The organism is Pseudomonas sp. LBUM1647, assembly GCF_059716175.1.
The window spans coordinates 3,936,763-3,962,210 of sequence record NZ_CP166809.1; the positions used below are offsets into that span (position 1 = coordinate 3,936,763).

The following is a 25,448-nucleotide window of genomic DNA, read 5'->3' on the forward strand; positions in this document are numbered from 1 at the left end:
CACCTCAGAGTCGATCAGACACTCGGCGCCCTCACGAGGCGTCGAGTGTCGAGCAGTTCGAATGGTTTTATTGAGACTCGGCTGTCTCGTTCGCTTCGACGCTTGCTGCATCCATTGCCGTAGCAGTGCCGTCGATATAGGAGACGAAGCCGTTAAGGCCGGCAGCGCCACCGATGCCGGTCGCTTGCCCCCACGTGACCACGCGCTTGTCGGATGTCAGCGCGATGAACCCGTGCGAGTTGGTGTAAATGGCGACGACGTTGACCAGTTGCGCGGCGACCGGTGAGGTATCACCGCCGAGCGTTGCGTTGCCCCACGCAAAGACACGTCCGTCAGCACATAGCACCGCAAATGCATGAGAGGTTCCGACTACCTGGATGGCGTTGGTGAGCGCAGCGATCTGCGCTGGCACGACACCCGCTGGCGCTGTTCCCCAGGCAGCCACGCGATTGTTTTCAGTGATTCCTGCGAACGCATGCCAAGTGGAGGCAACATCGACAAAACGCAGCGCGGCGATTCCGGGAAAGGCATTGAGATTGCCCCCGTAGCCGGCCTCACCCCAGGCAACGACATTCTTTGCGCTGGTGAGTGCCACAAAGGCACGGGCATTGGCGCAGCAAAGCCTTTGGATATCGGTGCGGTTGGCGATTTCGGCAGGAAGCGTGCCGCCGAAGCCTGCAACGCCGAACGCGAACAGCCGTTTCGTCTGGGTGATACCCGCGAATGCCTGATAGGAACAGATGATTCGCTCTACGTTGTTGACGCCAGGAACCGGACTGGCCACAACGCCATAGCCCCAAGCTGTGATGCTGCCATCCATCCGCTCGGCACAGAACGCCAGGCCACCGTTGAACACACGCTTGATATTACTCAGTCCGCCCGCGGGCAGCGTGCCACCGTACGATGCATTGCCCCAGCACCGCACCTCACCGGTAGTGGTCAGCCCGGCAAATGCGTAACTGTTGCTGGCGAGGGTTTTGAATCCGTTAGGGTTGACCGCGCCCATATCGCCGCCACTGCCCGCTTCGCCGAACGGCAGCGCAACACCCTCTCTGCTAAGTGCTACAAACGCACCGCCGGAACAAAAAACGCCCTGCAAATTCTCCAGGATCAGATACACCGGAGGAATGTTGCCACCGTAGGAGGCATTGCCGAATCCGGCGAGATCACGTCCACCCAAGCCGCCCCCGCCTGACACTCGAGCGTCGCGCAGCACGACAACTGCTGCGGCGCCGCTGACGTTGGCGTCTACGCCGTTGCCACACACATTGACTGGATTGAGGGTCACTTGCTCGGTGGAGGAGCGTACTTGTAGTGACCGGGAAGAGGCGGTATCGATGAATTGGGTGCCGGCAATCCAGGCGGCATCGCCAACATATCGCCACTCCGACAACATCGGCTGGAGGGTTTGGGCATTCAATGCCCACATCAGGCACGGCGCACTGGAGGAACGATAGGTATTGGAGTTATGCCGTGCCCCCATGACCTTCAATTTGCCGGAGCCAATCACGCGACGAACATCGAAGTTCTTGAAACCTGATGATTCATCCGCGCCGCCCGCCTTGCGCTTGATGGTGTAACCCAGCGTAAAACTTGCGCCATTTTGCCGTTCGATGAAAGAGCGCGGAATTTTCATGATCAGCTCCCGCCCTTCATCAGTCTTGAAAACCGTCCTGATGATTGCGGGTGCACCGCTGGGCATCAGCGTAACAACGTCACCTTCCTTGAGTTGCGCGGTAATCCCGATCCGGGCATTGGCCCCATCGGCAGGCACGTCGTCAGGGTTGATCTGATCGCGGTTGGGGCCCGTCGCTTCGCTGATCGCAGGCAGTGGCAGTACCGCGCGCTGCACGCTCAATACCAGCACATCGGAAGGCTGCTCGCCCCCGGCGTCGCGCTCCACCGAATAAGACACCCGGATACCCAGGTCCTGATTGGCCAGCACATACTTTTGAGGGACCTGATGGGTGAAGAGCTTTCCTTCACCATTGAACGAAATGGACTCCTCCCACTGATAGTCTCCGTCCTGTGCGTCGCCATCCCACTTCAATTTGATGTAATCGCCAAATTTGAGGTCGGCGTCATCAATGACTACCGACGCCCCTTTGCTGGCCGTGTCCCCCGGATTCAGAACACCTGCATCATTGGCCTCCAATACCTTCGGTACAGGCAATGGCTGCTTCGCACTCGCGCCAATCGCCACTAACTTATTGGCCCCGAAGCGCTCCGTGCCGGATCCATTGGTAGGTTCGACCGAGTAACCGATCGTCAGTTTGTAACCCACGTTTGCCTTGAGGAAGTCCAGGGGCAGGTAAAACGACACCGGGATATCGAGATCGCGATCATCGATGTCGATGGAGTCGTCGTAGCGCTGTGAATCCAGCGGATTATCCGACTGATACCACAGGTAAACGGTGTGACCCTTCATGTCCTTGAACGGTAGAACTTGAACCTCCGCGTCCGAGAAGGGAGGCAGTTGTTCGGGATCCAGTACCCCGTCCACCTCATCCACCACGATGGCAGCCTGCAAGTCGGGCCTGGGCTCGCCGACCCGTACCGAGTAGCGCAAGGATTCGGCCGCCAGTGGATCGTCCTTGCTGGTGCCTACCTTGTAATACACCTCGAGCGGCCCGCCGTTGATCTTCGACACGTATGCCGCGGACAGCGGGAACGTCATGTCGCGGGTGGCCTGCGAACTGCTGATACGCCGTCCGCTATCGAACAGGTGCACTACTCCACCCGGCGCAGTTCCCATGGCGTAAAAGTGCAACCAGGCTTGCGCGACTATCCCGGCATGGGGTGAAACGATGCCGGTCGCAGCTTTGGCAGGATCGACCACAACACCATTGATCGGAAGGATTTTCGGTGCCGGCAGGTTCACTGCGCTGCCCTTTAGCCAGACGGTGGTTCGGCTCGAGCATCGGGTATCGCCCGTGCTTTTTTTGGTCAGTTCATAGCGGAAATAAATGTGCTCTCTGGCCAACTGCACAACCGTGACGTTGGGCATGAAAAAGCGCACGGTGCTGTTGATCTGGGTAACGGGTTTGGACTCGGTGAACACCACAGTCTCAATGCCACTCTTGATGCTGGAGACCGACAGCTTGACAGTATCTCCCAGGTCGAAGGTAACCGGGCGCGTGACCACGTCCACCTGAATATTCTTGCTGCCCAGCGTGGCGAGGTCATAAAACAATTCGCCTGTATCCGGATCGACTTGCACCGCATCCAGAATCACCGGACGCAACAGATCCGGAGTCACCTCGGCATACACCGAAATACGCAATGACCAGTCACTGGCAAGGTTATGCACTTGATCGCGTGGGCGATAAATAAAGATGTGATCGCCGTTACCGGCTTTCATGATGACTTCCGGCGGTATTTTGCCCCGGATTTCCTTGCCAACATGCTCGGGCAGCACGGTGATGTAAAAGAAGACCCCACCGTAACTCACGCTAATTACGTCAAATTGACGCATGTTCAGATAAGCAGGAATGGCGAATTGCACCCCTTCAGCCGACTCCGCCAGTTCTCTGGTGATTCCCCCGGCAGGCACATTGAGCAACTTTAGCGCCAGCAACCGGTAGTGCCCGGGACGATCCGGCTCCGGATCTGTGCCGCCAGGCATCAAAAAACGGACGAAAACTTCAAGCGGTGTGGAGTCCCCAACGTTCTGGCTGTTGCGCATCACCTCATACCGGAAAAACTGGAAGCCCTGTTTGAGTCGGTGCCCCGGCAAGAACACGTGGGAGGTTTTATTTTCCTGACCCGCCGCCAGATTGAATGACAGCAATGCGATCGGATCCAGACTGGAGTAAATGCGGATGATGTCTCCCTCTGTAGCCCCCAGATACGGCAGTACATCAACCAGTAAGCCCTCGGCATTGGAGGTGCACATGCTGCGGTTGACGCCAACCCGATTCTCGTTGGGCGTTCCGTCAGCATCATGGATTTCCGGAATCTGGCCCGGAATGTAAATAGGCGACAGCGCCAGAACTTTCGCGCTTTGCACTGAAAGCGATTCCGGCAACAACTCTTCCGTGGTCATTTGCAGTCTCCCGTCTCAAGTAAGGCGCTCACATGAGCAACAACCAAGCGCCGGATGAGCGCATTGAGAGCCTGTAGCGACGTAGGCGCAACTGTCATAAATAACAGGTCAACGGGTGTTTCCGACGAACGGTGTAGCCCTCCTGCTTCCAAGTGCGGAATGAAAAAACACTGAAATGGTATCCAGGGAGCCCTCCCCGGCATAATGCCACCCACGCCAACAGGCTCATTGCGCGCATGCCGGCGAGCCCACTCATTCTGGAAATGCGCCATGAACACCACCGAAAGCCTCAAGGACTACCAGCGCGTTCGTTTGCTGGCGATCCGTTCGTTGTTCGAGATCATCGAGCAGTCCAGCGAAGGCACGGTGATTGTCGACCGCGACGCCAACATCGTCTGGATGAACGAGCGCTATGCCCGACGCTTCGGCCTGGAATCGGCGGAAGTGGCGATCGGCAAGGCCTGCGAAAGTGTGATCCCCGGCAGTCTGTTGCGCGAGGTGGTGCGCACCGGTCGGCCGATCCTGCTCGATATGCAGGACACCCCCAAAGAACCACTGGTGGTGATGCGCCTGCCGATTCATGACGACGCCGGCGTGGTGATCGGTGCCATCGGGTTTGCGCTGTTCGACGAATTGCGCAGCCTCTCGCCGATGCTCAAGCGCTACATGAGCATGCAGGAAGAACTGGCGTCCACCCGTTCGCTGTTGCGAGCACGGCAGACCAAGTACAACTTCGCCCACTTCATCGGCACCAGCGCCGCCAGCCTCGAAGTCAAGCGCCGCGCCCGACGCAGTGCCAGCGCGGAATCCCCGGTTTTGCTGCTCGGTGAAACCGGCACCGGCAAAGAGCTGCTGGCTCAGGCGATCCACGGCGCTTCGCCGCGCGCGCACAAAGCCTTTGTCAGCATCAACAGCGCGGCGATTCCCGAATCGTTGCTGGAAGCGGAATTCTTCGGCACCGCGCCCGGCGCATTTACCGGTGCTGATCGCAAGGGCCGTGCCGGCAAGTTGCAGATCGCCCAGGGCGGCACACTGTTTCTCGATGAAATCGGCGACATGCCGTTGCCACTGCAAAGCAAACTGCTGCGGGTACTGCAGGAGAAAGAATTCGAGCCGGTGGGTTCCAACGAAGTGATCCAGAGCGATGTGCGGGTGATTGCCGCGACCTCCACGGATCTGGAAGCCGCGATCAAACGCGGCGAATTTCGCGCCGATCTGTATTACCGCCTCAACGTGCTGCCGATCCAGGTCCCGCCCCTGCGTGATCGACTCGATGACCTGCCAGCCCTCAGTGAAGCGATTCTGGAGGAGCTGCGCAGTCAGCACGAATTGAACCGTGAGGCCCTGGACTTGCTGGGTCAGCACGCCTGGCCGGGGAATATTCGTGAACTGCGCAACGTACTCGAACGCGCCGCACTGCTCAGTGATGACTTGATGCTGAATGCCGCGGATATCCGCGCTGCGATTGGTACGTTCACACCGGTTGAGCGCGTGGCGCCTGTAACGATTGAGCCGGTTGCGCATGAGACTTTCAGTGAGGCTCGGGAGCGGTTTGATCGACAGTTGATTGAAAGCACCCTTGCGCAATGTAGCGGGAAGGTTGTTGAAGCGGCGGCGCAGTTGGGGCTGGGGCGGTCGACCTTGTACAAGAAAATGGTGGCTCTGGGGATTGCGGAGTCTCTATAAAGAGACATGAATCTTCACTTGTAGACAGAGCATCGCGAGCAAGCTCGCTCCCACAGTTGACCGCGTCGCGCAGAAGAATGCGGTCAAATGTGGGAGCGAGCTTGCTCGCGATGAGGACGGCATGACCCAAACAAGTCTCAACCTAGAGACACCCGACTAAAACCCAACTCAAATAATCTGCATATATCCTTATATTTCAATAGCTTGCGTGTCTGGCACGAAACTCGCTAAAGCCTTCTCCCACAACAGATCCACCCTAAAAAAATAACAATCCAGGAGACACACCATGAGTGTGATCATTGCCTTGGCAGCTCTCACGCTGCTAATGCTCGCGGCTTACCGTGGCTACAGCGTTATCCTCTTTGCCCCGATTGCCGCCCTCGGCGCCGTTCTGCTCACCGACCCTTCCGCCGTCGCCCCCGCCTTCACCGGGGTGTTCATGGAGAAAATGGTCGGCTTCATCAAACTGTATTTCCCGGTGTTCCTGCTCGGTGCGGTGTTCGGCAAGCTGATCGAGCTGTCGGGCTTTTCGCGCTCCATCGTCGCAGCGGCGATTCGCCTGCTCGGCACGAGTCAGGCAATGCTGGTGATCGTGCTGGTCTGCGCCCTGCTGACTTACGGCGGCGTGTCGCTGTTCGTGGTGGTGTTCGCGGTCTACCCGTTTGCCGCTGAAATGTTCCGCCAGAGCAATATTCCCAAGCGTCTCATCCCGGCGACCATCGCCCTCGGCGCCTTCTCGTTCACCATGGACGCCCTGCCCGGCACCCCGCAAATCCAGAACATCATCCCCAGCACCTTCTTCAACACCACCGCTTGGGCCGCGCCTTGGCTGGGCTTGATCGGCGCGATCTTCGTGGTCTGCGCCGGCATGCTGTTTCTGCAGCGCCAGCGCAACAAGGCTCAGCGCGCCGGTGAGGGTTATGGCACCGAACTGCGCAACGAACCGGAAACCGCTGCCGACATCAAACTGCCAAACCCATGGATTGCACTGTCGCCGCTGCTGGCGGTGGGCATCATGAACCTGCTGTTTACCCAGTGGATTCCACAGTGGTACGGCAAGACGCACAGCCTCGCGCTGCCGGGCATGGCCGCGCCGGTGACCACCGACATCGCCAAACTCACGGCGATCTGGGCCGTTCAAGCTGCGTTGCTGGTCGGCATCATCATGGTGCTGGTATTCGGCTTCCAGGCGATTCGCGGCAAACTCGCCGAGGGCAGTCGAAGTGCGGTCAGCGGTTCGTTGCTGGCGGCGATGAACACCGCATCGGAGTACGGCTTTGGTGCGGTGATCGCCTCCTTGCCGGGCTTCCTGGTATTGGCCGACTGGCTCAAGAGCATCCCCAATCCGCTGGTCAACGAAGCGATAACCGTAACCCTGCTGGCCGGCATCACCGGTTCTGCGTCGGGCGGTATGAGCATTGCGCTGGCGGCCATGGCCAATGACTTCATCGCAGCGGCCCACGCCGCCAACATCCCGCTGGAAGTGCTGCACCGAGTGGCCGCGATGGCCAGTGGCGGCATGGACACCCTGCCGCACAACGGCGCGGTGATTACTTTGCTGGCGGTCACCGGCCTGACTCACCGCGAAGCCTACAAAGACATTTTCTGTATTACGCTGATCAAGACCCTGGCGGTTTTTGTGGTGATCGGTACTTTCTACGCCACTGGCATTGTGTGAGGTATTCATGACGACTCTTTCGGGCAAGACTGCACTGGTCACCGGTTCCACCAGCGGTATCGGCCTGGGCATCGCCCTCAGCCTGGCCAAGGCTGGCGCCAATCTGATCCTCAACGGTTTCGGTGATGCGTCTAAAGTGATTGCCGAGGTCGAGCAATTCGGCGGCAAGGTCGGCCATCACCCGGCTGACGTGAGCAACCCTGAGCAGATCGCCGACATGATCGCCTACGCCGAGCGTGAGTTCGGCGGCGTGGACATCCTGGTCAACAACGCCGGTATTCAGCATGTGGCGCCGGTGGAAGACTTCCCCGTAGAGCGCTGGGATTCGATCATTGCGATCAACCTGTCGTCGGTGTTCCACAGCACCCGTTTGAGTTTGCCGGGCATGCGCGCCAAGGGCTGGGGCCGGATCATCAACATCGCCTCGGTGCACGGTCAGGTCGGCTCGGTGGGCAAAGCTGCATACGTGGCCGCCAAGCATGGGGTGATCGGTTTGACCAAGGTGGTCGGGCTGGAAACGGCGACCACCAACGTCACCTGTAACGCCATCTGCCCGGGCTGGGTGCTGACGCCATTGGTGCAGAAGCAGATTGATGATCGCATCGCCAAAGGGATCGACCCGCAACAGGCGCAACATGATTTGCTGGCCGAGAAGCAGCCTTCCCTGGAGTTTGTGACGCCGCCACAATTGGGCGAACTGGTGCTGTTTTTGTGCAGTGAGGCCGGTAGCCAGGTGCGTGGCGCGGCGTGGAATATCGATGGTGGGTGGTTGGCGCAGTAACCACCAGCAGACACCTGTGGCGAGGGGGCTTGTCGGATCGCCGCACCGCCCCGTTGGGCGGCGAAGCCGTCCTGAAAATAGTAGCGTCAACCATTTTACGACTGCTGCGCAGCCGAACGGGGGCAAGCCCCCTCGCCACAAAAGCCAGTGTGCGTACACATAAGAAAGAAGAGGCAAGCCATGTCCGAGTTCCTGTGGCAACCCAGCGCCAAGCGCATCGGCAAGACCCGCATGGAGGCCTTTCGGCGCTTCATCAATCAGCGACACAACCTCCACGTCGACGACTACCCTGCCCTGCATCAATGGTCCATCGATCAGCGTGAAGCGTTCTGGCAGGCCATCGTCGATTTTTTCGACATCCGTTTCCACGATCAACCGGACGCGGTGCTCGTTGAGGGCGCGCAAATGCCCAGCGCCCAATGGTTTCCCGGCGCCACCCTGAACTTCGCCGAACACCTGATGCGCCGTCGCGACGATGCCGTGGCAGTTGTGGCCATCGGTGAAAACGGCCAGCGTGAACACCTGACCTGGGCAGAACTGGCCGAGCATGTCGCCGGGTTTCAGAACAGCTTGAAAGCCGCCGGTGTCGGCCTTGGTGACCGCGTCGCGGCGTGCATGCCCAATACCTGGCAAACCCTCGTGGCGATGCTCGGCACCACCAGTTTGGGGGCGATCTGGTCCTGCTCCTCACCGGACTTCGGCACCCAGGGCGTAATCGATCGCTTCGGCCAGATCGAACCGAAAGTGCTGATCACCTGCGCCGGTTACCGCTATGCCGGCAAGGACATCGACCAGACCGCCAAGGTCAATGAAATCCTCGAACGCTTGCCGTCCTTGCAGCAGTTGATTGTCGTGCCTTACGCCCGACCACAAGCGCACATCGAACATTTCCACACCCGGGCCAACGTGACGCTCTGGGATGATTTCTACGACATTGGTGGCGAGCCGGATTTCGTCCCCGTGCCCTTCGCTCATCCGCTGTACATCCTCTATTCCAGCGGCACCACCGGCGTGCCGAAATGCATCATTCACAGCACCGGCGGAGTGTTGCTGCAACACGTCAAGGAACACGGATTGCATTGCGATCTCGGCCCCGGCGACCGTTTGTTCTACTACACCACGTGCGGCTGGATGATGTGGAACTGGCTGGTCTCGGCGCTGGCCGTGGACAGCGCGGTGGTGTTGTACGACGGCTCGCCGTTTCATCCCGATCCCGAGCGCCTGATCGACCTGATCGACGACGAACGCATCAGTGTCTTCGGCACCAGCCCCAAGTACCTCGCGACCCTGGAAAGCAGCGGCATCAAACCTCGCGAAAGTCATGACCTGAGCAGCCTCAAAACCCTGCTGTGCACCGGTTCCGCGTTGTCGCCCCAGAGTTATGACTACGTCTACCGCGACCTCAAGCCTGACCTTTGCCTGGCCTCGATGTCCGGCGGCACCGACATCGTTTCGTGTTTTGTGAACAGCAATCCGCTGCAACCGGTACGCCGTGGCGAGATACAAGGCAAAAGCCTGGGCATGGCGGTGGAAGTCTGGAACGACGACGGCCAGCCGGTGATCGGCGAAAAAGGTGAGCTGGTGTGCACCCGGCACTTCCCGGCAATCCCCATCGGGTTCTGGAATGACCCTCAACAGGAAAAGCTTCGCGCCTCGTATTTCAGTCAGTTCCCCGGTGTCTGGGCCCAAGGCGATTACGCAGAACAATTGCCCCATGGCGCGATGATGATCCACGGACGCTCCGACGCCGTGCTCAACCCCGGCGGCGTGCGAATCGGTACCGCGGAAATCTACCGTCAGGTGGAGAAAGTCCCGCAGGTGCTGGACAGCGTGGCCATTGGTCAGCAATGGCAGGATGACGTTCGGGTGGTGCTGTTCGTAAGGTTACGCGAGGGTGTCGAACTGGACGAAATGCTGCAACAACAGATCCGCCAGGTCATCCGCGCCAACACCACACCGCGGCATGTGCCGGCGAAGATTGTCGCGGTGACCGATATACCGCGCACCATCAGCGGCAAGGTTGTCGAGTTGGCCGTGAGAAATGTGGTGCATGGCCAGAAGGTGAAGAACACCGATGCGCTGGCCAATCCCGAAGCTCTTGAGCAATTCCGCGACCGCCCCGAGCTCCTTGACTGAACCACGCCCCCTGTAGGAGCTGCCGAAGGCTGCGATCCTTTGATCTTGATCTTAAAAACAAGGTCAAAAGATCGCAGCCTTCGGCAGTTCCTACAGGGGATCTGTGTCAGTCCATCAGGCCCCATTCGCCGGGCGGTGTATGGGGGCCTGGTGACGCTTCGGCATGCAGCTTCAGCCGCAAGCGCAAATTGTTCACCGAATCCGCATGCTTCAACGCTTCCTCCTCATTGATCGCTCCCTCGACGACCAACGCGTAAAGCGCTCCGTCGAACGTCTGCATCCCCAGTTCCACAGACTTCTCCATGATTCCCTTGAGCTCGGACAACTCATTGCGCCGAATCAGGTCCCCGACGGTTGGCGTCCCGAGCATCACTTCCACCGCCGCCCGTCGCTGACCGTCACGGGTACGCACCAGGCGCTGGGAAACGAACGCCTTGAGGTTGTTGCCCAGATCATGAAGCAGCTGCGTCCGGCGTTCTTCGGGGAAGAAATTGATAATCCGGTCCAGCGCCTGATGGGCGTTGTGGGCATGCAGGGTGGAAATAACCAGATGACCGGTATCGGCAAACGCCAGTGCATGCTCCATCGTCTCGCGGTCACGGATTTCGCCGATCAGCACCACGTCCGGTGCCTGGCGCAGGGTATTTTTCAATGCGGCGTGAAAACTGCGGGTATCGACGCCGACCTCGCGCTGGTTGATGATCGATTTTTTGTGCCGATGGATGTACTCGACCGGGTCTTCGATGGTGATGATGTGGCCACTGCTGTGGCGATTGCGGTAGTCGATCAACGCTGCTAGCGAAGTTGACTTGCCCGAGTCGGTAGCGCCGACGAACAGCATCAGTCCTTGTTTGAGCATCACCGTCTCGAGGAGCACCGGCGGCAGTTTGAGGTCTTCGAAACGCGGAATGTCGAGTTTGATGTTGCGCGCAACGATTGACACATCGTTGCGTTGTTTGAAGATATTCACTCGAAAGCGCCCGACACCTGTCAAAGAGATGGCCAGGTTCATCTCCAGCTCCCGGTCGAACTCCAGACGCTGTTCGGCGTCCATGATGGACGCGGCGATGGCCGCGACTTCTCCCGGCTTGAACGGCTGATCGGCCAAGGGTTTGAGCACACCCTCGAACCGTGCGCTGGGTGGCGCACCGGTAGACAGATAAAGATCGGAGCCATTCTGGCTGGCCAGGAGCCTTAACAGTGCATCGATTTCCATGGCAAAAAGCACCCGCGAAGCATTCAATGAATAAAAATGACCCAAATTGGGTCATCCAGCGTCTACTGCGGTACAAGGATAGTTGACACCGCCACACCGACTTAAATGCAGGACATCTTGATGAACGCATCACCGACCGGCAGCGATGCCCAGGCCTTGATTGCCCGGCTGGACTGGAGACGCAGCCCGCTGGGCGCTGCCAGTACCTGGCCGCAAAGCCTGCGAACCGCCGTGGATATCGTGATTCATTCGCCGATGCCCATGCTGTTGCTGTGGGGCCCGCAGCTCACACAGATCTACAACGACGGCTTCGCCCTGTTGGCCGGCAGCAAGCATCCACACGCATTCGGACAGCCGACGCACCTGATCTGGCCAGAGTTAAAGGAATTTACCGACCCTATTTACAGCGCCGTCCTACAAGGACAGGTGCGGACCTACAGCGAACAGCGCTTCACCTTGCATCGCGATGGCCATGATTCCGACTTCTGGCTGGACCTGACCTACAGCCCCATCCGCGATGAAAGCGCCCAGGTCGCCGGGATTCTGGTCACCGCCATCGAAACCAACGAACGCCGACGCATCGCCCTCGAGCTCGAACAGCGTTCGGCCGCCAGCCTCAAGGCCCAGCACGAAACCGAGGAGCGTCTGCAACTGGCCCTCGCGGCCACCGACACCGTCGGTACCTGGGACTGGGACATAAACGAAGACCGCTTCATTGCCGACACCCACTTCGCCCAGTTACACGGTATCGACCCGCTGCTCGCCAATCAGTTGCCCATCAGCGCCTACCTTCAGGGGGTGCACCCGGAAGACCGCGCCATGGTCGCCCGCAGCATCAAGCACTCCATCACCCACGGCACCGAGTACGCCGAGGAATATCGCCTGCTGCAAGCCGATGGTCAGCTGCGCTGGGTGTTTGCCCGGGGTCGTTGCTACAAGGACCACCATGGCCGGCCGATCCGCTTCCTCGGCGCGGCCCTGGACCTGACCGAACGTAAACACACAGAACAAGCCTTGCGCCAAAGTCAGACCGAGCTGCAACTGATCATCAACGCCATGCCGATCCTGATCAGCTACGTGGACCGCGAGGAACGCTTTCGCCTGAACAATGCGGCCTACCTCGACTGGTACGGGCTGACGCCTCAGGAGCTCTTTGGCAAAACCATCCGTGAAGTACTCGGTGAAGAAGCCTATGCCTTGCGCGCCGAACACATCGCCCAGGCGCTGTCCGGCAAGCCTTGTTGTTTCAGCATCCGCACCCCGCACCGTGACGGCAGCATCCGCCATGCCCTGATGAACTACTTGCCGCGCCACGGCGCGGATGGCGCGGTCAATGGTTTCTACATCTTTGTGATTGACGAAACCGAGCGCAAACAGACCGAAGAAGCCCTGCGCAATCTCAACGAAACCCTTGAGGAACGAGTCGCCGCCCGCACCCAACAATTGGCTGAAGCCAACCAGCGGCTGCAGAACGAGATGTTCGAACGCGAGCGCGCCGAAGAGGCGTTGCGCCATGCACAGAAGATGGAAGCGGTCGGCCAGCTCACCGGCGGCATCGCCCATGACTTCAACAATATGCTCACCGGGATCATCGGCAGCCTCGATTTGATGCAGCGCTACATCGCCGACGGGCGCGCCGCCGAGGTGGGCCGTTTCACCGAGGCGGCAGTGTCCTCGGCCAACCGCGCCGCCGCCCTGACCCATCGCCTGCTGGCGTTTTCCCGGCGTCAGTCACTGGACCGCAAACCGCTGAACGCCAATGATCTGATCCATTCTCTGGAAGATCTGCTCAGCCGGACCAAGGGCGACCACATCGAGCTCAAACTGCAACTGGCCGATGACGTCTGGCCGGTCAGCACCGACGTCAGCCAGCTGGAAAACGCCCTGCTCAATCTGGTGATCAACGCCCGGGACGCCATGCCCGATGGCGGCGAGTTGCGGATCGAAACCGCCAACGTTTATCTCGACAGCAGTGACATCAACACCCTGGAACCGGTCAAGGCCGGGGATTATCTGATGATTGCCGTCAGTGACAACGGTACCGGCATGACACCCTCGGTGCTGGCCAAGGCTTTCGACCCGTTCTTCACCACCAAACCCATCGGCCAGGGCACCGGTCTTGGGCTGTCGATGATCTATGGTTTTGCCCAGCAGTCGGGCGGTCATGTCAGCCTGTTCAGCTTGCCGGGCCAGGGCACCAGCGTTCGTCTGTACCTGCCGCGGCTGCACGCCGCAGAGCCTGAAAACATCCTGATGCCGGTCACCAGTGAGGCGCCGGCCGCGATCGCCGGTGAAACCGTAGTGTTGGTGGAGGACGACCCGGCGGTGCGCATGCTGGTGCTCGACCTGCTCAACGAGCTGGGTTATCACGCCCATGAAGCCGAAGACGCGAAGACCGCCCTGCCCCTGCTGGAGTCCGACCTGCGGGTCGATTTGCTGGTCACCGATGTCGGGCTGCCGGGGATGAACGGTCGGCAACTGGCGGAGATTGCGCGCCAGCACCGCCCCGAGCTCAAGGTGCTGTTCATGACCGGTTACGCGGAAAAAGCCGCCGAACGCCAGGGCTTCCTGGAGGAAGGCATGGACATGGTGGCCAAGCCCTTTTCCATTGACCTGTTGGCCAACAAGATTCGCGCGATGATCGGTCAACCGGACTGAGTTAAGGCATAATCGCGCGCCCCACGCTGGCACCACATAGCCACCACCGTTGCAAGGTACTGCAAATGAAAGCTCAAGCCCGCCATATTCTGGTGAAAACCTCGGAAGAAGCCGAACAGCTCAAACAACGCATCGCCAAGGGTGAAGCCTTCGATGTGCTGGCCAAGAAATATTCCACCTGCCCGTCCGGCAAGCGCGGCGGCGACCTGGGTGAAGTGCGGCCCGGGCAGATGGTTGGAGTGATCGATGCGGTGATTTTCAAAAAACCGTTGCGGGTTGTGCACGGACCGATCAAGAGCAAGTTCGGGTATCACCTGGTGCAGGTGTTTTACCGGGATTAATGGATCATTGTAGGAGCTGCCGAAGGCTGCGATCTTTTGATCTTGATTTAAAAGAGCAAGATCAAAAGATCGCAGCCTTCGGCAGCTCCTACAGGGGATTGCATTTCAGTCTTTGGGAATCAGAGCTCCCGGCACTTGAATCACCCGACTCGCCAACCGATGCCCCGCTTCAGCAGCCTCCACCGGGCTGCCTCCTTTCAGGCGACTGGCCAAATACGCCGCGCTAAATGAATCCCCCGCCGCCGTGGTGTCCACCACCCGCTCGACCACCTGCGCCGGCACTTCAAACGACTCCCCATCACAACGAATCAGACACGCCTCGGCGCCACGCTTGAGTACCACTTCAGGCGTGCCAATCTGCTCGTAAGTGGCAAATACCGCCGCGCAATCGGAAAAATGAAACAACGCCTGCTCGTCGTCGACGGTCAGCAACGCCAGGTCGACATAGGGCAGAACGCTACTATAGGCCGCCCGTGCGTCCTCGATCGACGCCCATAAACGTGGCCGGTAGTTGTTGTCGAACACGATCCGCGCATCCCGCTGCCGGGCTTCGATCAGGGTTTCCAGCAACTTCTCCCGACCTTGCACGCCGAGCACCGCCAGGGTGATGCCACTGAAATACAGCACATCGTAATCCGGTAGCGCCGCCAGGATCGGCGCGGCGGCCGGGGTGGTGAAACAATCGCGGACTGCCGCCTCGTTGCGCCAATAGAGAAAACGCCGTTCGCCGGCGGCGTCAGTCTGGATGCAATACAAGCCGGGCAGTCGGCCGGGCAAGCGCTGGACCATACCGAGCCCGATGTTTTCGTCGGCCCAGCTCTGGCACATGGCATCGCTGAAACTGTCGTCACCCAGGGCGGTGACGTAGTCCACCGTGCCGCCCTCGCCCAACTCCCGGGACAGGTAGACCGCCGTGTTCAAGGTATCGCCACCGAAACTCTGTTGCAGGCTGCCGTCGGCGCGTTGCTGCAACTCGATCATGCATTCGCCGATCAGGGCGATGCGCGGGGTGTTGGGGCCGAGGGTGCTGATGGTGTTCATTGTTGTGGGCTCTCTGGTGTTTCTGTGTTGTCTGGACGGCCGTCATCGCGAGCAAGCTCGCTCCCACAATGGAATGCGTTCCCCTGTGGGAGCGAGCTTGCTCGCGATGGCCGCGCCTCGGTCTCAGGCCTTAGAAACAGGTTTCCATGGTTTCGATGACATTCAGCTGCTCATCCACCAGACACCCGGTGCGCCACTTGTCGAACGTCAGGCACGGGTGCGAAGTACCAAAGGAAATAATGTCCCCCACCCGCAACTCAACCCCCGGCGCCACGGTCATGAACGCATGCTGGTCCATCACCGCCGTCACCTTGCAGGCGCTGACGTCGTCGCCCGTCGCCGGCACCACGCCCGCCTTGTAACGCAACAGCGGCACCGGCAACCCGGCGTCGTAGGCCACGTCGCGTTTACCCAGGGCGATCACCGCAAAGCCCGGTTCCGGCAACGACTGCACGTGAGCCCAGACTTCCAGCGCCGGGCGCAGGCCCTCGTGCAGGTCGCTGCGGCGGTCGAGCACGCAGCATTGCGCTTCTTTATAGATGCCATGGTCGTGAGCTACGTAGCTGCCGGGACGCAGCACACTGAGGAAACGCCCGCCGGCGTTCTGCGCTTCGAAGGATTCCGCGATCAGGTCATACCAGGCCGAACCCGACGCAGTGATGATCGGCCTGGGAATGGCGAACGCGCCGCTGTCCTGCAATTGCACGGCCAGGCGCACCAAAGAATCAGCGAACGCACGGATGCCGCTCACCGCGTGATCGCCGTGAATCACCCCTTCGTAACCTTCGATCCCGGTCAGCGCCAGGGCCGGTTGTGCAGCAATGGCTTTGGCCAGCGCGACCACTTCGTCTTCCGTGCGGCAACCGCAACGACCGCCGACCACGCCGTACTCGATCATCACGTTCAAGCGCACACCGCGGGAGGCGAAATACGCTCCGAGGTCAGCGACGTTGTCCGGGTGATCGACCATGCAATGGAAATCGAAGGCCGGATCGGCCAGCAGATCGGCGATCAGCGCCATGTTCGGCGTCCCCACCAATTGGTTGGCCATCAACACCCGATGCACGCCATGGGCGTAAGCCGCGCGGGTTTGCGTGGCGCTGGCCAGGGTAATGCCCCAGGCACCGGCGTCCAGTTGGCGGCGAAACAGTGCCGGGGTCATGCTGGTTTTGCCGTGGGGGGCGAGTTCGGCACCGCTGTTGCTGACAAAGGTCTGCATCCAGCGAATGTTGTGTTCCAGCGCTTCGCGGTGCAGCACCAGCGCAGGCAGGCTGACGTCGCGCACCAGATTGGCGCCTGTGTGGGCGAAGCCCTTTTCCACGGTGGCAGTATTTTTGGCAGAAAACATGGTCGAACTCCTCACATTCGCGGCCGCAGGCAGCCGCTGTTATTCGTTGATGCGACGGGCCAGGCTGTTGGCGCTGTCGATCAGCACCCGGCGGTAGTCGTTGTAATTGTTCTTGGCATCGGCCCGTGGGGCGACGATGCACAGGGTCGCAATAGCCACACCGTTCGGGTCTTTCACCGGGGCGGCAAAGCAATGGGTAAAGGTGTCCGCAACGCTATCGAAAGAGAAGAAGCCATCGATATCGGCCTGACGGATTTCACCGAGAAACTGTTCAAGCGGCAAGCGTTCACCCCCGGGCAGGATGAAGTCATCGTGATCAATCAGGTCGACGATTTCCTGGTCGCTCAAGTGCGCCAGCAGCAGGCGTCCGGAAGCGGTCCAGGGAATTGGCGCGTTCTCGCCGATGTCCGAGGAAATGCGGAAATGCCGCTCGCCCTCTTTCATCAAGGCCACGGTGTATTTTCGTCCGTTGAGCAGGCACATCTGCGCGGTTTCGCGGGTCTGGCTGACGATCTCCTGCAACGCGTGATCGGCCTCGCGGGTCAGGTCGAAATGGCGTAAATGCGCTTGCCCGAGGAAGTACAGCTGACGGCCGAGGTAGACGTGACCGTCCTTGCCCACGGCCTCCAGAATCCGTCGCTCCAGCAGGGAGGCAACCAATTCGTAGACCGTGGATTTCGGGCTGCCGATGCCGCTGGCGATTTCGTTCGGGCGCAGGGGCTTGCCGACTTCCTTGAGGAAATCGAGGATATCGAACGCCCGGTCCAGACCGCGAGCCCGGCGCTTGATGGTGTCTTCGGTCATGTCAGTATGCTCATTCAATGTTGCCCTGTAGGAGCTGCCGCAGGCTGCGATCTTTTGATCCAGCTCTTCTGGTACCTACAAAAACGCCAGAAGATCGCAGCCTTCGGCAGCTCCTACAAGAGCCACCGCGGTTCAGGCCTTTTTCTTGTAAGCGATGCAGTCGATCTCGACCTTGCAATCGACCATCATGTTCGCCTGCACACAGGCCCGGGCCGGTGCGTGTTCGCTTTTGAAGTATTCGGAAAACACCTTGTTGAAACTCCAGAAATCCCGCGGGTCTTCCAGCCACACACCGGCGCGCACCACATCTTCCAGGCCGTAACCGGCCTCTTCGAGAATCGCGATCAGGTTCTTCATGGTCTGGTGAGTCTGTTCGACGATACCACCCACAATGATTTCGCCATCCAGCGCCGGTACTTGCCCGGACACATGCAGCCAGCCATCGGCTTCAACGGCGCGGGCGAAAGGACGGGGCTGGCCGCCACCGGCGGTGCTGCCGGTGCCGTAACGAGTAATGCTCATGAGTGTTTCTCCTGATTGAAAAGTGAAAATGCTTCTGAAAAAAATCAGAAACGCGTGTTCTTGAGAAATTCCGCCAGACGCGGTGATTGCGGGCGTTCGAACAGTTCCTTGGGTGGCCCCTGCTCTTCGATCCGCCCCTGATTCATGAAGACGATCTTGTCCGAGACTTCAAACGCAAAACGCATTTCGTGGGTCACCAGCAGCATGGTCATGCCGTCCTCGGCCAAGCCTTTGATCACACTCAGCACTTCGCCCACCAGTTCCGGATCGAGGGCCGAAGTGACTTCGTCGAACAGCATCAGGCTCGGGTTCATCGCAATCGCCCGGGCAATCGCCACACGCTGCTGCTGACCGCCGGACAACTGACCGGGGAAGTGATCGCGCCGTTCCAGCAAGCCGACCCGTTCCAGCCATTTTTCCGCCAGGGCCACCGCTTCATCCTTGTGCAGCTTTTTGACTTTGAGCAAACCGAGGGTGACGTTCTGCAACGCCGTGAGGTGCGGAAACAGGTTGAACTGCTGGAACGCCATGCCGGTCATGGCCCGATGCCGAGCGATGACTTTTTCCGGGTGTCGCACGCGCTTGCCGTTGACCTCGTCATAACCGATGGACTCGCCATCGAGCATGATCTGCCCGCCCTGGAATTCTTCGAGCATGTTCACGCAACGCAGCAGCGTGGTCTTGCCCGAGCCGCTGGAACCGATCAGCGTGACGACGTTGCCGCGCTGCATCGTCAGGTCGACGCCCTTGAGCACTTCGAGCTGGCCGTATTGTTTGTGCAGGCCGCGGATGTCCAGCAGCGCCTGATCCTGTGTCGAAACTTGAGGTTGAGTCATGGCAAGGCCACCCGCTTTTCAATGTGCCGGCCGAGTAATTCGATGGCGTAGTTGATGACGAAAAACAGAAATCCGGCGAACAGGTAGAACTCGAGGGTCATGAAGGTTCGAGCGATGATCTGCTGTGTGCTGAGCAACAACTCAGCCACACCGATCACCGACAACAGCGTCGAAGCCTTGACGATCTCTGTGGACGAGTTGACCCAGGTCGGCAAGATCTGCCGCAACGCCTGAGGCAACAACACGTAACCGAGGGATTGATAAAACGTCAGCCCGATGGCCTTGCTCGCTTCCATCTGACCACTGGGCAGTGCTTGCAACGCGCCGCGCACGATCTCGGCGACGTGGGAGCCGCAAAACAGCGTCAGCCCCAACGCACCAGCCTGAAAGGCACTGATCTGCCAGCCCAGCGCCGGCGCCATATAGAAGCAGGCGAGCACCAAAACAAACACCGGCGTGCCGCGAACAATGTCGACGTAAAACCGAAACGGCGCGCGCATCCAGAACTTGCCGTAGGTCAGCACCAGACCCGCGACGATGCCGACCATCGTGCCCAACAAAATCGCCAGGGCCGAGACCTGCACGCTGGTCATAAAGCCTTGCCACAGGACTTCCCGTGCCACCCATAACTCATGTAACCAACTGGGGGATTCGTACATGTGGCCTCCTATCGGCGAATCGCCAGACGCTGCTCGAGGTAGCGCAGCATCATGGCAATGAGGTAACAGGCCGCCACATAGAGCGCTGTGGTCACCAGCCAGGTTTCAATCACCCGGTAGCTCTCGACATTGATCTTGCGCGCGTAATAGGTCAGCTCCGGTACGGCAATCGCCGCGGCCAACGAGGTGTCCTTGAACAGCGAGATGAAGTTGTTCGACAGGGCCGGCAGCACATTGCGCAGCATCACCGGCACGGTGACGTACGCCTTGACCTGCCACTCGCCCAATCCAATCGCCAACCCGGCTTCGCGCTGCCCCTTGGGAATGCTCAACAACCCGCCGCGGAACACTTCGGTCAGGTACGCCCCGGCATACAGCGACAGCGTGATGATGAACGACGGGATCTTGTCCAGACGGATCCCCAGGCTCGGCAGGGCGAAGTAGATCAACAGAATCAACACCAGAATCGGCGTGTTGCGGATCACCGTCACATACACCGATGCCAGCACCCGCAACGCGCGGTGCTTCGACAACAAAGCAAACGCCATCATCAGGCCGATCACGCAGCCGATGGCGATCGACACCAGCGCCAGTTCGAGGCCCAGACCGAGCCCCGCCAGCAAGGTGTCGAAATCGCGCCACACGGCGGCAAAATTCAACTGATAGTTCATGGTCAGCGGTACCTTGAACGGAGCGATTTATGACCGCCCCGCTCTCACGGGATCATTTGAATTCGACGGGAAAACCGATGGCTGGCGTCGGGAGATCGACACCGAACCACTGCTTGAAGGAGGCCGCATAGGTCGGGAATTCAACACCGGTCATGGCTTCATGCAATGTGGTGTTGACGAAGTTCAGCCAGTCCTGATCGCCGCGCTTGACCGCGCACGCGTAGGTTTGCGGGCTCCAGGCATAAGCCGGGCTGCGATAGCGCCCCTGGTTCTGCACCATCAGGTATTTCACCGACGACTGATCGGTGGCCGCGGCGTCGGCACGGCCGGAGTTCACCGCCTGATACATCAGGTCCACGCTGTCGTACTGATCGACCTTGGCCTTGGGCAAGGCCTGATGCACCAGTTCTTCGGCGTACACGTTCTGCAGCACCGCCACGGTCACGCTGTCGCCGGCGGCTTTCAGGTCTTCGATTTCCTTGTACTTGCTGTTGGCCGGCAACAGCAGGCCGACACCTTCGCGGTAGTACGGCAGCGTGAATGCCACTTGCTGGGCGCGGCTGGCGGTCACGGTGATGAACTGGCAACTCATGTCGACCTTGTCGGTCAGCAGGTTAGGAATCCGCGCATCGGACGACTGCACCACGAATTCGACTTTGCTCGGGTCGTTGAACAATCCCTTGGCCACCATCCGCGCGATATCGATATCAAAACCCTGCAACTTGCCATCCGCTCCCTGGAAGTGCCACGGCGCATTGGTACTGCCCGTGCCCACAATCAGTTTCCCGCGGGCCAGCACGCTATCGAGCTTGCTGTCCGCCGCCTGGGCCACGCCCATGACAGCAGCCGAAGCCGCGAGAACAAAAACACACGCTTTAAACAAGGAAGGTCGGCGATGCATGGCAAGCACTCCAGGGTGATGTTTATTCCGCTATACCGGATATTGGTATGTAACAACGGAATAGACAGCAGAAAGTGTGCCACAGGATTGACGGAAAATCCTGGGTTATGAAAATCCAATTGATTCAGTTGGTTAGAAAAACGGCTTGGATTATCTCGCACGCCTCTTGGCATGCGTTCGCTACCGAACGCAACCCATTGGGAAGTAACGCCACATTCAAGTGCATCTGTGTTCAATCCGTGCGCCCAGCGCCGGATACAGACGCCGCGAGGCCCTTGACTGCAAGTGACCGCTCATCGGATTTACTGCCTCACCTGTCAGAACTGACAGTTGTGGAATGCCTATTCGAATTGCCTAATTACTCAGCACCTCAATGCGGTGCAAACCACTAAAAACGAACGAATCAGAAAAGGATTTTTGCAATGGCCAATTTGATTAAGAACGGTGACTTTTCTCAGCAAGGCAACGAGTGGATGGCGACCGATCCAGATAACGTGCGCTATGTAACCGGTCATTGCATTATCGCTGCCCCGGATTCAATCAGTCAGGACGTCCCCACCGGTCTCGGCGCCGGCGGAGAGTTCATGCTGTCCGCAAGAATGAAAACTCTCCCCGGTTCTGCTGCTCGGATTCAAGTGCAGCCGCTTCCCACAGGCGAGCCGGTTTACCTTGCCATCGGTGGCGATACAGACTGGACCGTATTATCCAAAAAATTCAAAGTCCAGATCTCAACGATCAAGTTCAAAGTCACGCTGGAAGCTAATGATGGTGAGTCCGGCACTTTGGGCTCTTATTTCGGCGATGTGACGCTATCGAAGCTTCTCTAGTACACCGCTGAGGCCTGACACGCGAGTTATCGCATGGCGAAGACTCGCGTTTTGTTTCGCCTGAACACGCCGCCGATGTATTCCGAGAGGAAGGAGTTTTTCAATGAACTCGACAGCCCCCCACTCAACATTATCCCCCACCTACCGCAAGGCCCTGAAAACCTGGCGGCCGGTGATCCTGTATTTCGGCAATGAACACTGCCCGGCCTGTGATTGGGCGGAACCGGTCTTTCGCCAGGTTGCCGAGCGATACCGTCATCATGCGAACATTTTTGTGTTGAACACCTCCGAATCACCCCGCCACCCGGACGTCACCGGCACACCCACCGTACTGTTTTACAAGGATGGGAAGCTGCTGAAGAAGCTCAAGGGAATCGGCACTGAGCAAACCCTGCAGGAAGACTTCGCCAGGCACATTGGCAAGGTGAAACCCAGATACGCGGTTCACAAACCAAGCCATGACCTGGCGTGGTTGCATCAAACCCTGCGGACCCTGTGCACCGTGCCTCGGGCACGTCAGGTGGGCAGGGCTTGAGTTGTCTGTCGCCGGATAGAGCGCTTTCGCGAGCAAGCCCGCGAAGGCCCCTCAAACCCGGCGCAATATCACCCGCCGATACGCGCCAGCAACACGCGTGTCACCCGCCGCTCTTCAATCGCCACCACGGTCATCCGCCAGCCTTCCCACTCATGGCTGTCACCGATCATCGGCAGGCGATCCAGCAAGCTCACCACCAGCCCGGCCAGGGTCTGATAGTCGTCGGTGGGCTCTGCCGCAAACCCGGTCCGCTGTCGCACGCGCGCCAGGTTCAACGCGCCGCTGACCATGAATCCACCCTTCTCCTCGACCACATCCGGGCCCTCGATTTCGCTGGCGTCAGGCAACTCGCCGGCGATCGATTCGAGAATGTCGGTCATGGTCAACACACCGACGAAGTCACCGAATTCATTGACCACAAATGCAATGTGCGTCGAGGCTTTGCGCATCTGCTCCAGGGCATTGAGGATCGAGTAACTGTCCAGCAAGTTGATGGTCTTGCGCGCCAAATGCTCAAGACCGGGCGAGTTGCCGGCCAGGTATTCCTTGAGCAATTCCTTCTTGTGCACGAAGCCCAGCGGCTCATCCACTGCGCCATCACGAATCAGCGGCAGGCGCGAATAGGACGAATGCATCAAGCGTGTACGAATGGCGTCGGCATCGTCGGACAGATCGATGTAGTCGACGTCAGCGCGCACGGTCATCAAGGTGCGGATCGGCCGCTCGGCGAGTTGCAGCACACCGCTGATCATCACTCGCTCACGACGGTCGAACAGTTCTGCGCTCGGTGCTTCACCGTTGTCCAGCATGTCGGCAATCTCCTCGCCGACCTCCTCTACGGCCAGCTTGCGGCCACCGAGCAAACGCATGACGGCGTGGGCCGTGCGCTCACGCATCGGTCGCAGACCCTGCAAGGATTTTTTGCGGCGAGCCCGGGCGATCTGGTTGAAAATCTCGATCAGGATCGAGAAGCCGATGGCCGCGTACAGGTAACCCTTCGGAATGTGGAAACCCAGACCTTCAGCGGTCAGCGCAAAGCCGATCATCATCAGGAAGCCCAGACACAACATGATCACCGTCGGGTGTTCGTTGACGAAACGGGTCAGCGGCTTGCTGGCGACGATCATCAGGCCGATGGAAATAATCACCGCGATCATCATCACTGCCAGTTCATCGACCATGCCCACAGCGGTAATCACCGCATCCAGAGAGAACACCGCATCGAGCACCACGATCTGCGCCACGATCGGCCAGAACAACGCGTAAGCCGCGTTTGACGAGCGCTGGCCAATATGGCCCTCGAGCCGCTCGTGCAATTCCATGGTGGCTTTGAACAACAGGAACACACCACCGAACAGCATGATCAGGTCGCGGCCGGAGAAGCTCTTGTCGAACACCTCGACCAGCGGCTGAGTCAGCGTCACCAGCCACGAAATACTCGCCAGCAGGCCCAGGCGCATCAGCAACGCCAGGGACAAACCGATGATCCGCGCACGGTCGCGCTGCTCGGGCGGCAGTTTGTCGGCGAGGATTGCGATAAACACCAGGTTGTCGATGCCCAGCACCAGCTCCAGCACAATCAACGTCAACAGGCCCAGCCACGCGGTGGGGTCAGCTATCCATTCCATAAAAACGTCTCGATCTCTTCAGTGAATTCAGAATGCCGGGCACGGCAAGGCGCGGCGCGGAGGCCGTGGAACTGCAATGTCAAAGGTATTCAGAAGTCGAAAGACCGGGTGTTTCGCGTGCATCAAGACCGCGCAGTAGCGCGAGGAGAAAGGATAACCGGGAGGCTCCGAGAGGGTGTTCATGTACGTCCTGAAAGGAAAAAGGCCTTGGAGCGTACAGGCGAAAGCAACATTTCCTACAGTGGGAAATCATTACAAAATCTGTAATCAGCGATTTTTGACCTGCTCGATATACCTCGCCACCGCCGGAGATTTTTCGAATCGCCGATAGATCAGCGACAACCAGGAGCTCGCCTCACACCCAATGATCGGCCGGTACAAGACATCCGGCAGACTGACATGCCCGACCACCGATTCTGGCACCACCGCCACGCCCTGCCCCAACGACACCAACGCAATGACCGCCACCAGCCCACCCGGTTGCGCCCCCAGTTTCGGTGCAAATCCGCCCTCGGCGGCGACTTGCAAGGTGCCGCTGATTTGTTCCGGTAGGATGAAAGTTTCGTTCTGCAAATGTTCCGGACCAATCTCTGGCAAACGGGACAACCAGGACTCGGTCGGTACCGCCAGCACAAAACCTTCTGCGTCGAGGCGAATAGCTTCCAGGCCTTCAGGCAGGGTCATGGGCGAGCGGACATAGCCAATATCGAAACGCCCCTCGACCACCATCACCGGCAATGACGCCATGGGACTTTCCCGTACGTTCAGGCTGACGTCAGGACACTCGCGGCTGAAGGCTTGCACCTGTTTCTGCAGCAAGCCCGAATACACCGCCGAAGCCACGTAACCCAGTTCGATATGGCCAATATCCCCGCGCCCGGCACGCTGGGCGTTGTACTGAGCGTATTCGAATTGCCGCACCGTCGCCTCGGCCTCGATCACCAGCGCGGCGCCCGCCTCAGTCAGGCTGACTTCACGTGTTTGGCGCACGAACAATCGCGTGCCGAGTTCGTTCTCCATGTCCTGGATCTGTCGAGTCAAGGTCGGCGGTGCGATACCGAGTTGTTCGGCGGCGCGGGTGAAGTTGCCTTGCCGGGCAACGGCGAGGAAATAGCGAAAATGGCGAATATCCATC

The 25,448-nt window shown here is 59.3% G+C and carries 20 protein-coding genes; 8 read left to right on the forward strand and 12 right to left on the reverse strand.

All coding sequences use genetic code 11. From position 1 onward, the window contains the following. Nucleotides 1-67: 67 nt before the first annotated feature. A complete protein-coding gene (locus ACA059_RS17920) occupies nt 68-4,045 on the reverse strand; it encodes an RCC1 domain-containing protein (protein ID WP_497630352.1) in 3,978 nt (1,325 codons plus the stop codon). A gap of 270 nt (nt 4,046-4,315) precedes the next feature. On the opposite strand from ACA059_RS17920, the gene ACA059_RS17925 reads away from it, so the two are divergent. From ACA059_RS17925 to ACA059_RS17940, 4 genes are all read left to right on the forward strand, one after another. Further along, nucleotides 4,316-5,731 carry a sigma-54 interaction domain-containing protein gene (locus tag ACA059_RS17925; RefSeq protein ID WP_497630353.1) on the forward strand — a complete coding sequence of 472 codons (1,416 nt, stop codon included), beginning with the start codon at nt 4,316-4,318 and terminating at the stop codon, nt 5,729-5,731. A gap of 286 nt (nt 5,732-6,017) precedes the next feature. Next, the gene (locus ACA059_RS17930) at nt 6,018-7,409 is read left to right on the forward strand and encodes a GntP family permease (protein WP_415769559.1); all 1,392 of its coding nucleotides are present in this window, start codon (nt 6,018-6,020) and stop codon (nt 7,407-7,409) included. A gap of 7 nt (nt 7,410-7,416) precedes the next feature. After that, a complete protein-coding gene (gene hbdH, locus ACA059_RS17935; RefSeq protein WP_415760407.1) occupies nt 7,417-8,190 on the forward strand; it encodes a 3-hydroxybutyrate dehydrogenase in 774 nt (257 codons plus the stop codon). A 180-nt stretch (nt 8,191-8,370) separates the two neighbouring features. After that, nucleotides 8,371-10,326, forward strand: a complete 1,956-nt coding sequence (locus ACA059_RS17940) for an acetoacetate--CoA ligase (protein ID WP_497630354.1) — start codon at nt 8,371-8,373, stop codon at nt 10,324-10,326. Between the two features lie 106 nt (nt 10,327-10,432). Here the strand turns inward: ACA059_RS17940 and ACA059_RS17945 are convergent, their stop codons facing one another. Then, nucleotides 10,433-11,542: a PilT/PilU family type 4a pilus ATPase gene (locus ACA059_RS17945; protein WP_497630355.1), complete on the reverse strand. Its 1,110-nt coding sequence runs from the start codon at nt 11,540-11,542 to the stop codon at nt 10,433-10,435. Between the two features lie 120 nt (nt 11,543-11,662). On the opposite strand from ACA059_RS17945, the gene ACA059_RS17950 reads away from it, so the two are divergent. Both ACA059_RS17950 and ACA059_RS17955 read left to right on the forward strand, forming a co-directional pair. Next, nucleotides 11,663-14,200, forward strand: coding sequence for a hybrid sensor histidine kinase/response regulator (locus ACA059_RS17950; protein WP_497630356.1), 2,538 nt, complete (start codon nt 11,663-11,665; stop codon nt 14,198-14,200). 65 nt (nt 14,201-14,265) lie between these two features. Next, nucleotides 14,266-14,541, forward strand: coding sequence for a peptidylprolyl isomerase (locus ACA059_RS17955; RefSeq protein WP_007898282.1), 276 nt, complete (start codon nt 14,266-14,268; stop codon nt 14,539-14,541). A gap of 105 nt (nt 14,542-14,646) precedes the next feature. Here the strand turns inward: ACA059_RS17955 and ACA059_RS17960 are convergent, their stop codons facing one another. From ACA059_RS17960 to ACA059_RS17995, 8 genes are all read right to left on the reverse strand, one after another. Continuing rightward, nucleotides 14,647-15,582: a sugar kinase gene (locus tag ACA059_RS17960; RefSeq protein ID WP_497630357.1), complete on the reverse strand. Its 936-nt coding sequence runs from the start codon at nt 15,580-15,582 to the stop codon at nt 14,647-14,649. A 130-nt stretch (nt 15,583-15,712) separates the two neighbouring features. After that, nucleotides 15,713-16,930 (reverse strand): amino acid deaminase, encoded by a 1,218-nt coding sequence (locus tag ACA059_RS17965; protein WP_497630358.1) that lies wholly within the window; start codon nt 16,928-16,930, stop codon nt 15,713-15,715. A 39-nt stretch (nt 16,931-16,969) separates the two neighbouring features. Then, a complete protein-coding gene (locus ACA059_RS17970) occupies nt 16,970-17,734 on the reverse strand; it encodes an IclR family transcriptional regulator (protein ID WP_497630359.1) in 765 nt (254 codons plus the stop codon). Nucleotides 17,735-17,866: 132 nt separating this feature from the next. Then, nucleotides 17,867-18,256: a RidA family protein gene (locus ACA059_RS17975; protein ID WP_403098135.1), complete on the reverse strand. Its 390-nt coding sequence runs from the start codon at nt 18,254-18,256 to the stop codon at nt 17,867-17,869. Nucleotides 18,257-18,300: 44 nt separating this feature from the next. Next, nucleotides 18,301-19,092, reverse strand: a complete 792-nt coding sequence (locus tag ACA059_RS17980) for an amino acid ABC transporter ATP-binding protein (RefSeq protein WP_497630360.1) — start codon at nt 19,090-19,092, stop codon at nt 18,301-18,303. Beyond that, nucleotides 19,089-19,751, reverse strand: coding sequence for an amino acid ABC transporter permease (locus ACA059_RS17985; protein ID WP_497630361.1), 663 nt, complete (start codon nt 19,749-19,751; stop codon nt 19,089-19,091). Before ACA059_RS17985 ends, ACA059_RS17980 begins: the two co-directional genes overlap by 4 nt. A gap of 8 nt (nt 19,752-19,759) precedes the next feature. Next, nucleotides 19,760-20,422 carry an amino acid ABC transporter permease gene (locus ACA059_RS17990; protein WP_008015908.1) on the reverse strand — a complete coding sequence of 221 codons (663 nt, stop codon included), beginning with the start codon at nt 20,420-20,422 and terminating at the stop codon, nt 19,760-19,762. 52 nt (nt 20,423-20,474) lie between these two features. Next, nucleotides 20,475-21,323, reverse strand: coding sequence for a transporter substrate-binding protein (locus ACA059_RS17995; protein ID WP_140682619.1), 849 nt, complete (start codon nt 21,321-21,323; stop codon nt 20,475-20,477). A gap of 422 nt (nt 21,324-21,745) precedes the next feature. On the opposite strand from ACA059_RS17995, the gene ACA059_RS18000 reads away from it, so the two are divergent. Then, on the forward strand, nt 21,746-22,150 hold the full coding sequence (locus tag ACA059_RS18000) for a hypothetical protein (RefSeq protein ID WP_497630362.1): 405 nt from the start codon (nt 21,746-21,748) through the stop codon (nt 22,148-22,150). A 103-nt stretch (nt 22,151-22,253) separates the two neighbouring features. Further along, the gene (locus tag ACA059_RS18005) at nt 22,254-22,685 is read left to right on the forward strand and encodes a thioredoxin family protein (RefSeq protein WP_497630363.1); all 432 of its coding nucleotides are present in this window, start codon (nt 22,254-22,256) and stop codon (nt 22,683-22,685) included. Between the two features lie 68 nt (nt 22,686-22,753). On the opposite strand, the gene ACA059_RS18010 is transcribed toward ACA059_RS18005, so the two are convergent. Continuing rightward, a complete protein-coding gene (locus ACA059_RS18010; RefSeq protein WP_497630364.1) occupies nt 22,754-24,313 on the reverse strand; it encodes a TerC family protein in 1,560 nt (519 codons plus the stop codon). Between the two features lie 267 nt (nt 24,314-24,580). Then, complete coding sequence (locus ACA059_RS18015) at nt 24,581-25,447, reverse strand: LysR family transcriptional regulator (RefSeq protein ID WP_497630365.1); 867 nt, start codon at nt 25,445-25,447, stop codon at nt 24,581-24,583. Nucleotide 25,448 lies beyond the last annotated feature (1 nt).

Excerpts from the sequence above, each read along its gene's own strand:
- ACA059_RS17955 (WP_007898282.1), top strand. The coding sequence starts at position 14,266 with ATGAAAGCTCAAGCCCGCCATATTCTGGTGAAAACCTCGGAAGAAGCC.
- ACA059_RS17940 (WP_497630354.1), top strand. The coding sequence starts at position 8,371 with ATGTCCGAGTTCCTGTGGCAACCCAGCGCCAAGCGCATCGGCAAGACC.
- ACA059_RS17965 (WP_497630358.1), bottom strand. The coding sequence starts at position 16,930 with ATGTTTTCTGCCAAAAATACTGCCACCGTGGAAAAGGGCTTCGCCCAC.
- hbdH (WP_415760407.1), top strand. The coding sequence starts at position 7,417 with ATGACGACTCTTTCGGGCAAGACTGCACTGGTCACCGGTTCCACCAGC.
- ACA059_RS17995 (WP_140682619.1), bottom strand. The coding sequence starts at position 21,323 with ATGCATCGCCGACCTTCCTTGTTTAAAGCGTGTGTTTTTGTTCTCGCG.
- ACA059_RS18005 (WP_497630363.1), top strand. The coding sequence starts at position 22,254 with ATGAACTCGACAGCCCCCCACTCAACATTATCCCCCACCTACCGCAAG.
- ACA059_RS17950 (WP_497630356.1), top strand. The coding sequence starts at position 11,663 with ATGAACGCATCACCGACCGGCAGCGATGCCCAGGCCTTGATTGCCCGG.
- ACA059_RS17990 (WP_008015908.1), bottom strand. The coding sequence starts at position 20,422 with ATGAACTATCAGTTGAATTTTGCCGCCGTGTGGCGCGATTTCGACACC.
- ACA059_RS17975 (WP_403098135.1), bottom strand. The coding sequence starts at position 18,256 with ATGAGCATTACTCGTTACGGCACCGGCAGCACCGCCGGTGGCGGCCAG.
- ACA059_RS18010 (WP_497630364.1), bottom strand. The coding sequence starts at position 24,313 with ATGGAATGGATAGCTGACCCCACCGCGTGGCTGGGCCTGTTGACGTTG.
- ACA059_RS17925 (WP_497630353.1), top strand. The coding sequence starts at position 4,316 with ATGAACACCACCGAAAGCCTCAAGGACTACCAGCGCGTTCGTTTGCTG.
- ACA059_RS18015 (WP_497630365.1), bottom strand. The coding sequence starts at position 25,447 with ATGGATATTCGCCATTTTCGCTATTTCCTCGCCGTTGCCCGGCAAGGC.
- ACA059_RS17920 (WP_497630352.1), bottom strand. The coding sequence starts at position 4,045 with ATGACCACGGAAGAGTTGTTGCCGGAATCGCTTTCAGTGCAAAGCGCG.
- ACA059_RS17980 (WP_497630360.1), bottom strand. The coding sequence starts at position 19,092 with ATGACTCAACCTCAAGTTTCGACACAGGATCAGGCGCTGCTGGACATC.
- ACA059_RS17945 (WP_497630355.1), bottom strand. The coding sequence starts at position 11,542 with ATGGAAATCGATGCACTGTTAAGGCTCCTGGCCAGCCAGAATGGCTCC.
- ACA059_RS17930 (WP_415769559.1), top strand. The coding sequence starts at position 6,018 with ATGAGTGTGATCATTGCCTTGGCAGCTCTCACGCTGCTAATGCTCGCG.
- ACA059_RS17960 (WP_497630357.1), bottom strand. The coding sequence starts at position 15,582 with ATGAACACCATCAGCACCCTCGGCCCCAACACCCCGCGCATCGCCCTG.
- ACA059_RS17970 (WP_497630359.1), bottom strand. The coding sequence starts at position 17,734 with ATGACCGAAGACACCATCAAGCGCCGGGCTCGCGGTCTGGACCGGGCG.
- ACA059_RS18000 (WP_497630362.1), top strand. The coding sequence starts at position 21,746 with ATGGCCAATTTGATTAAGAACGGTGACTTTTCTCAGCAAGGCAACGAG.
- ACA059_RS17985 (WP_497630361.1), bottom strand. The coding sequence starts at position 19,751 with ATGTACGAATCCCCCAGTTGGTTACATGAGTTATGGGTGGCACGGGAA.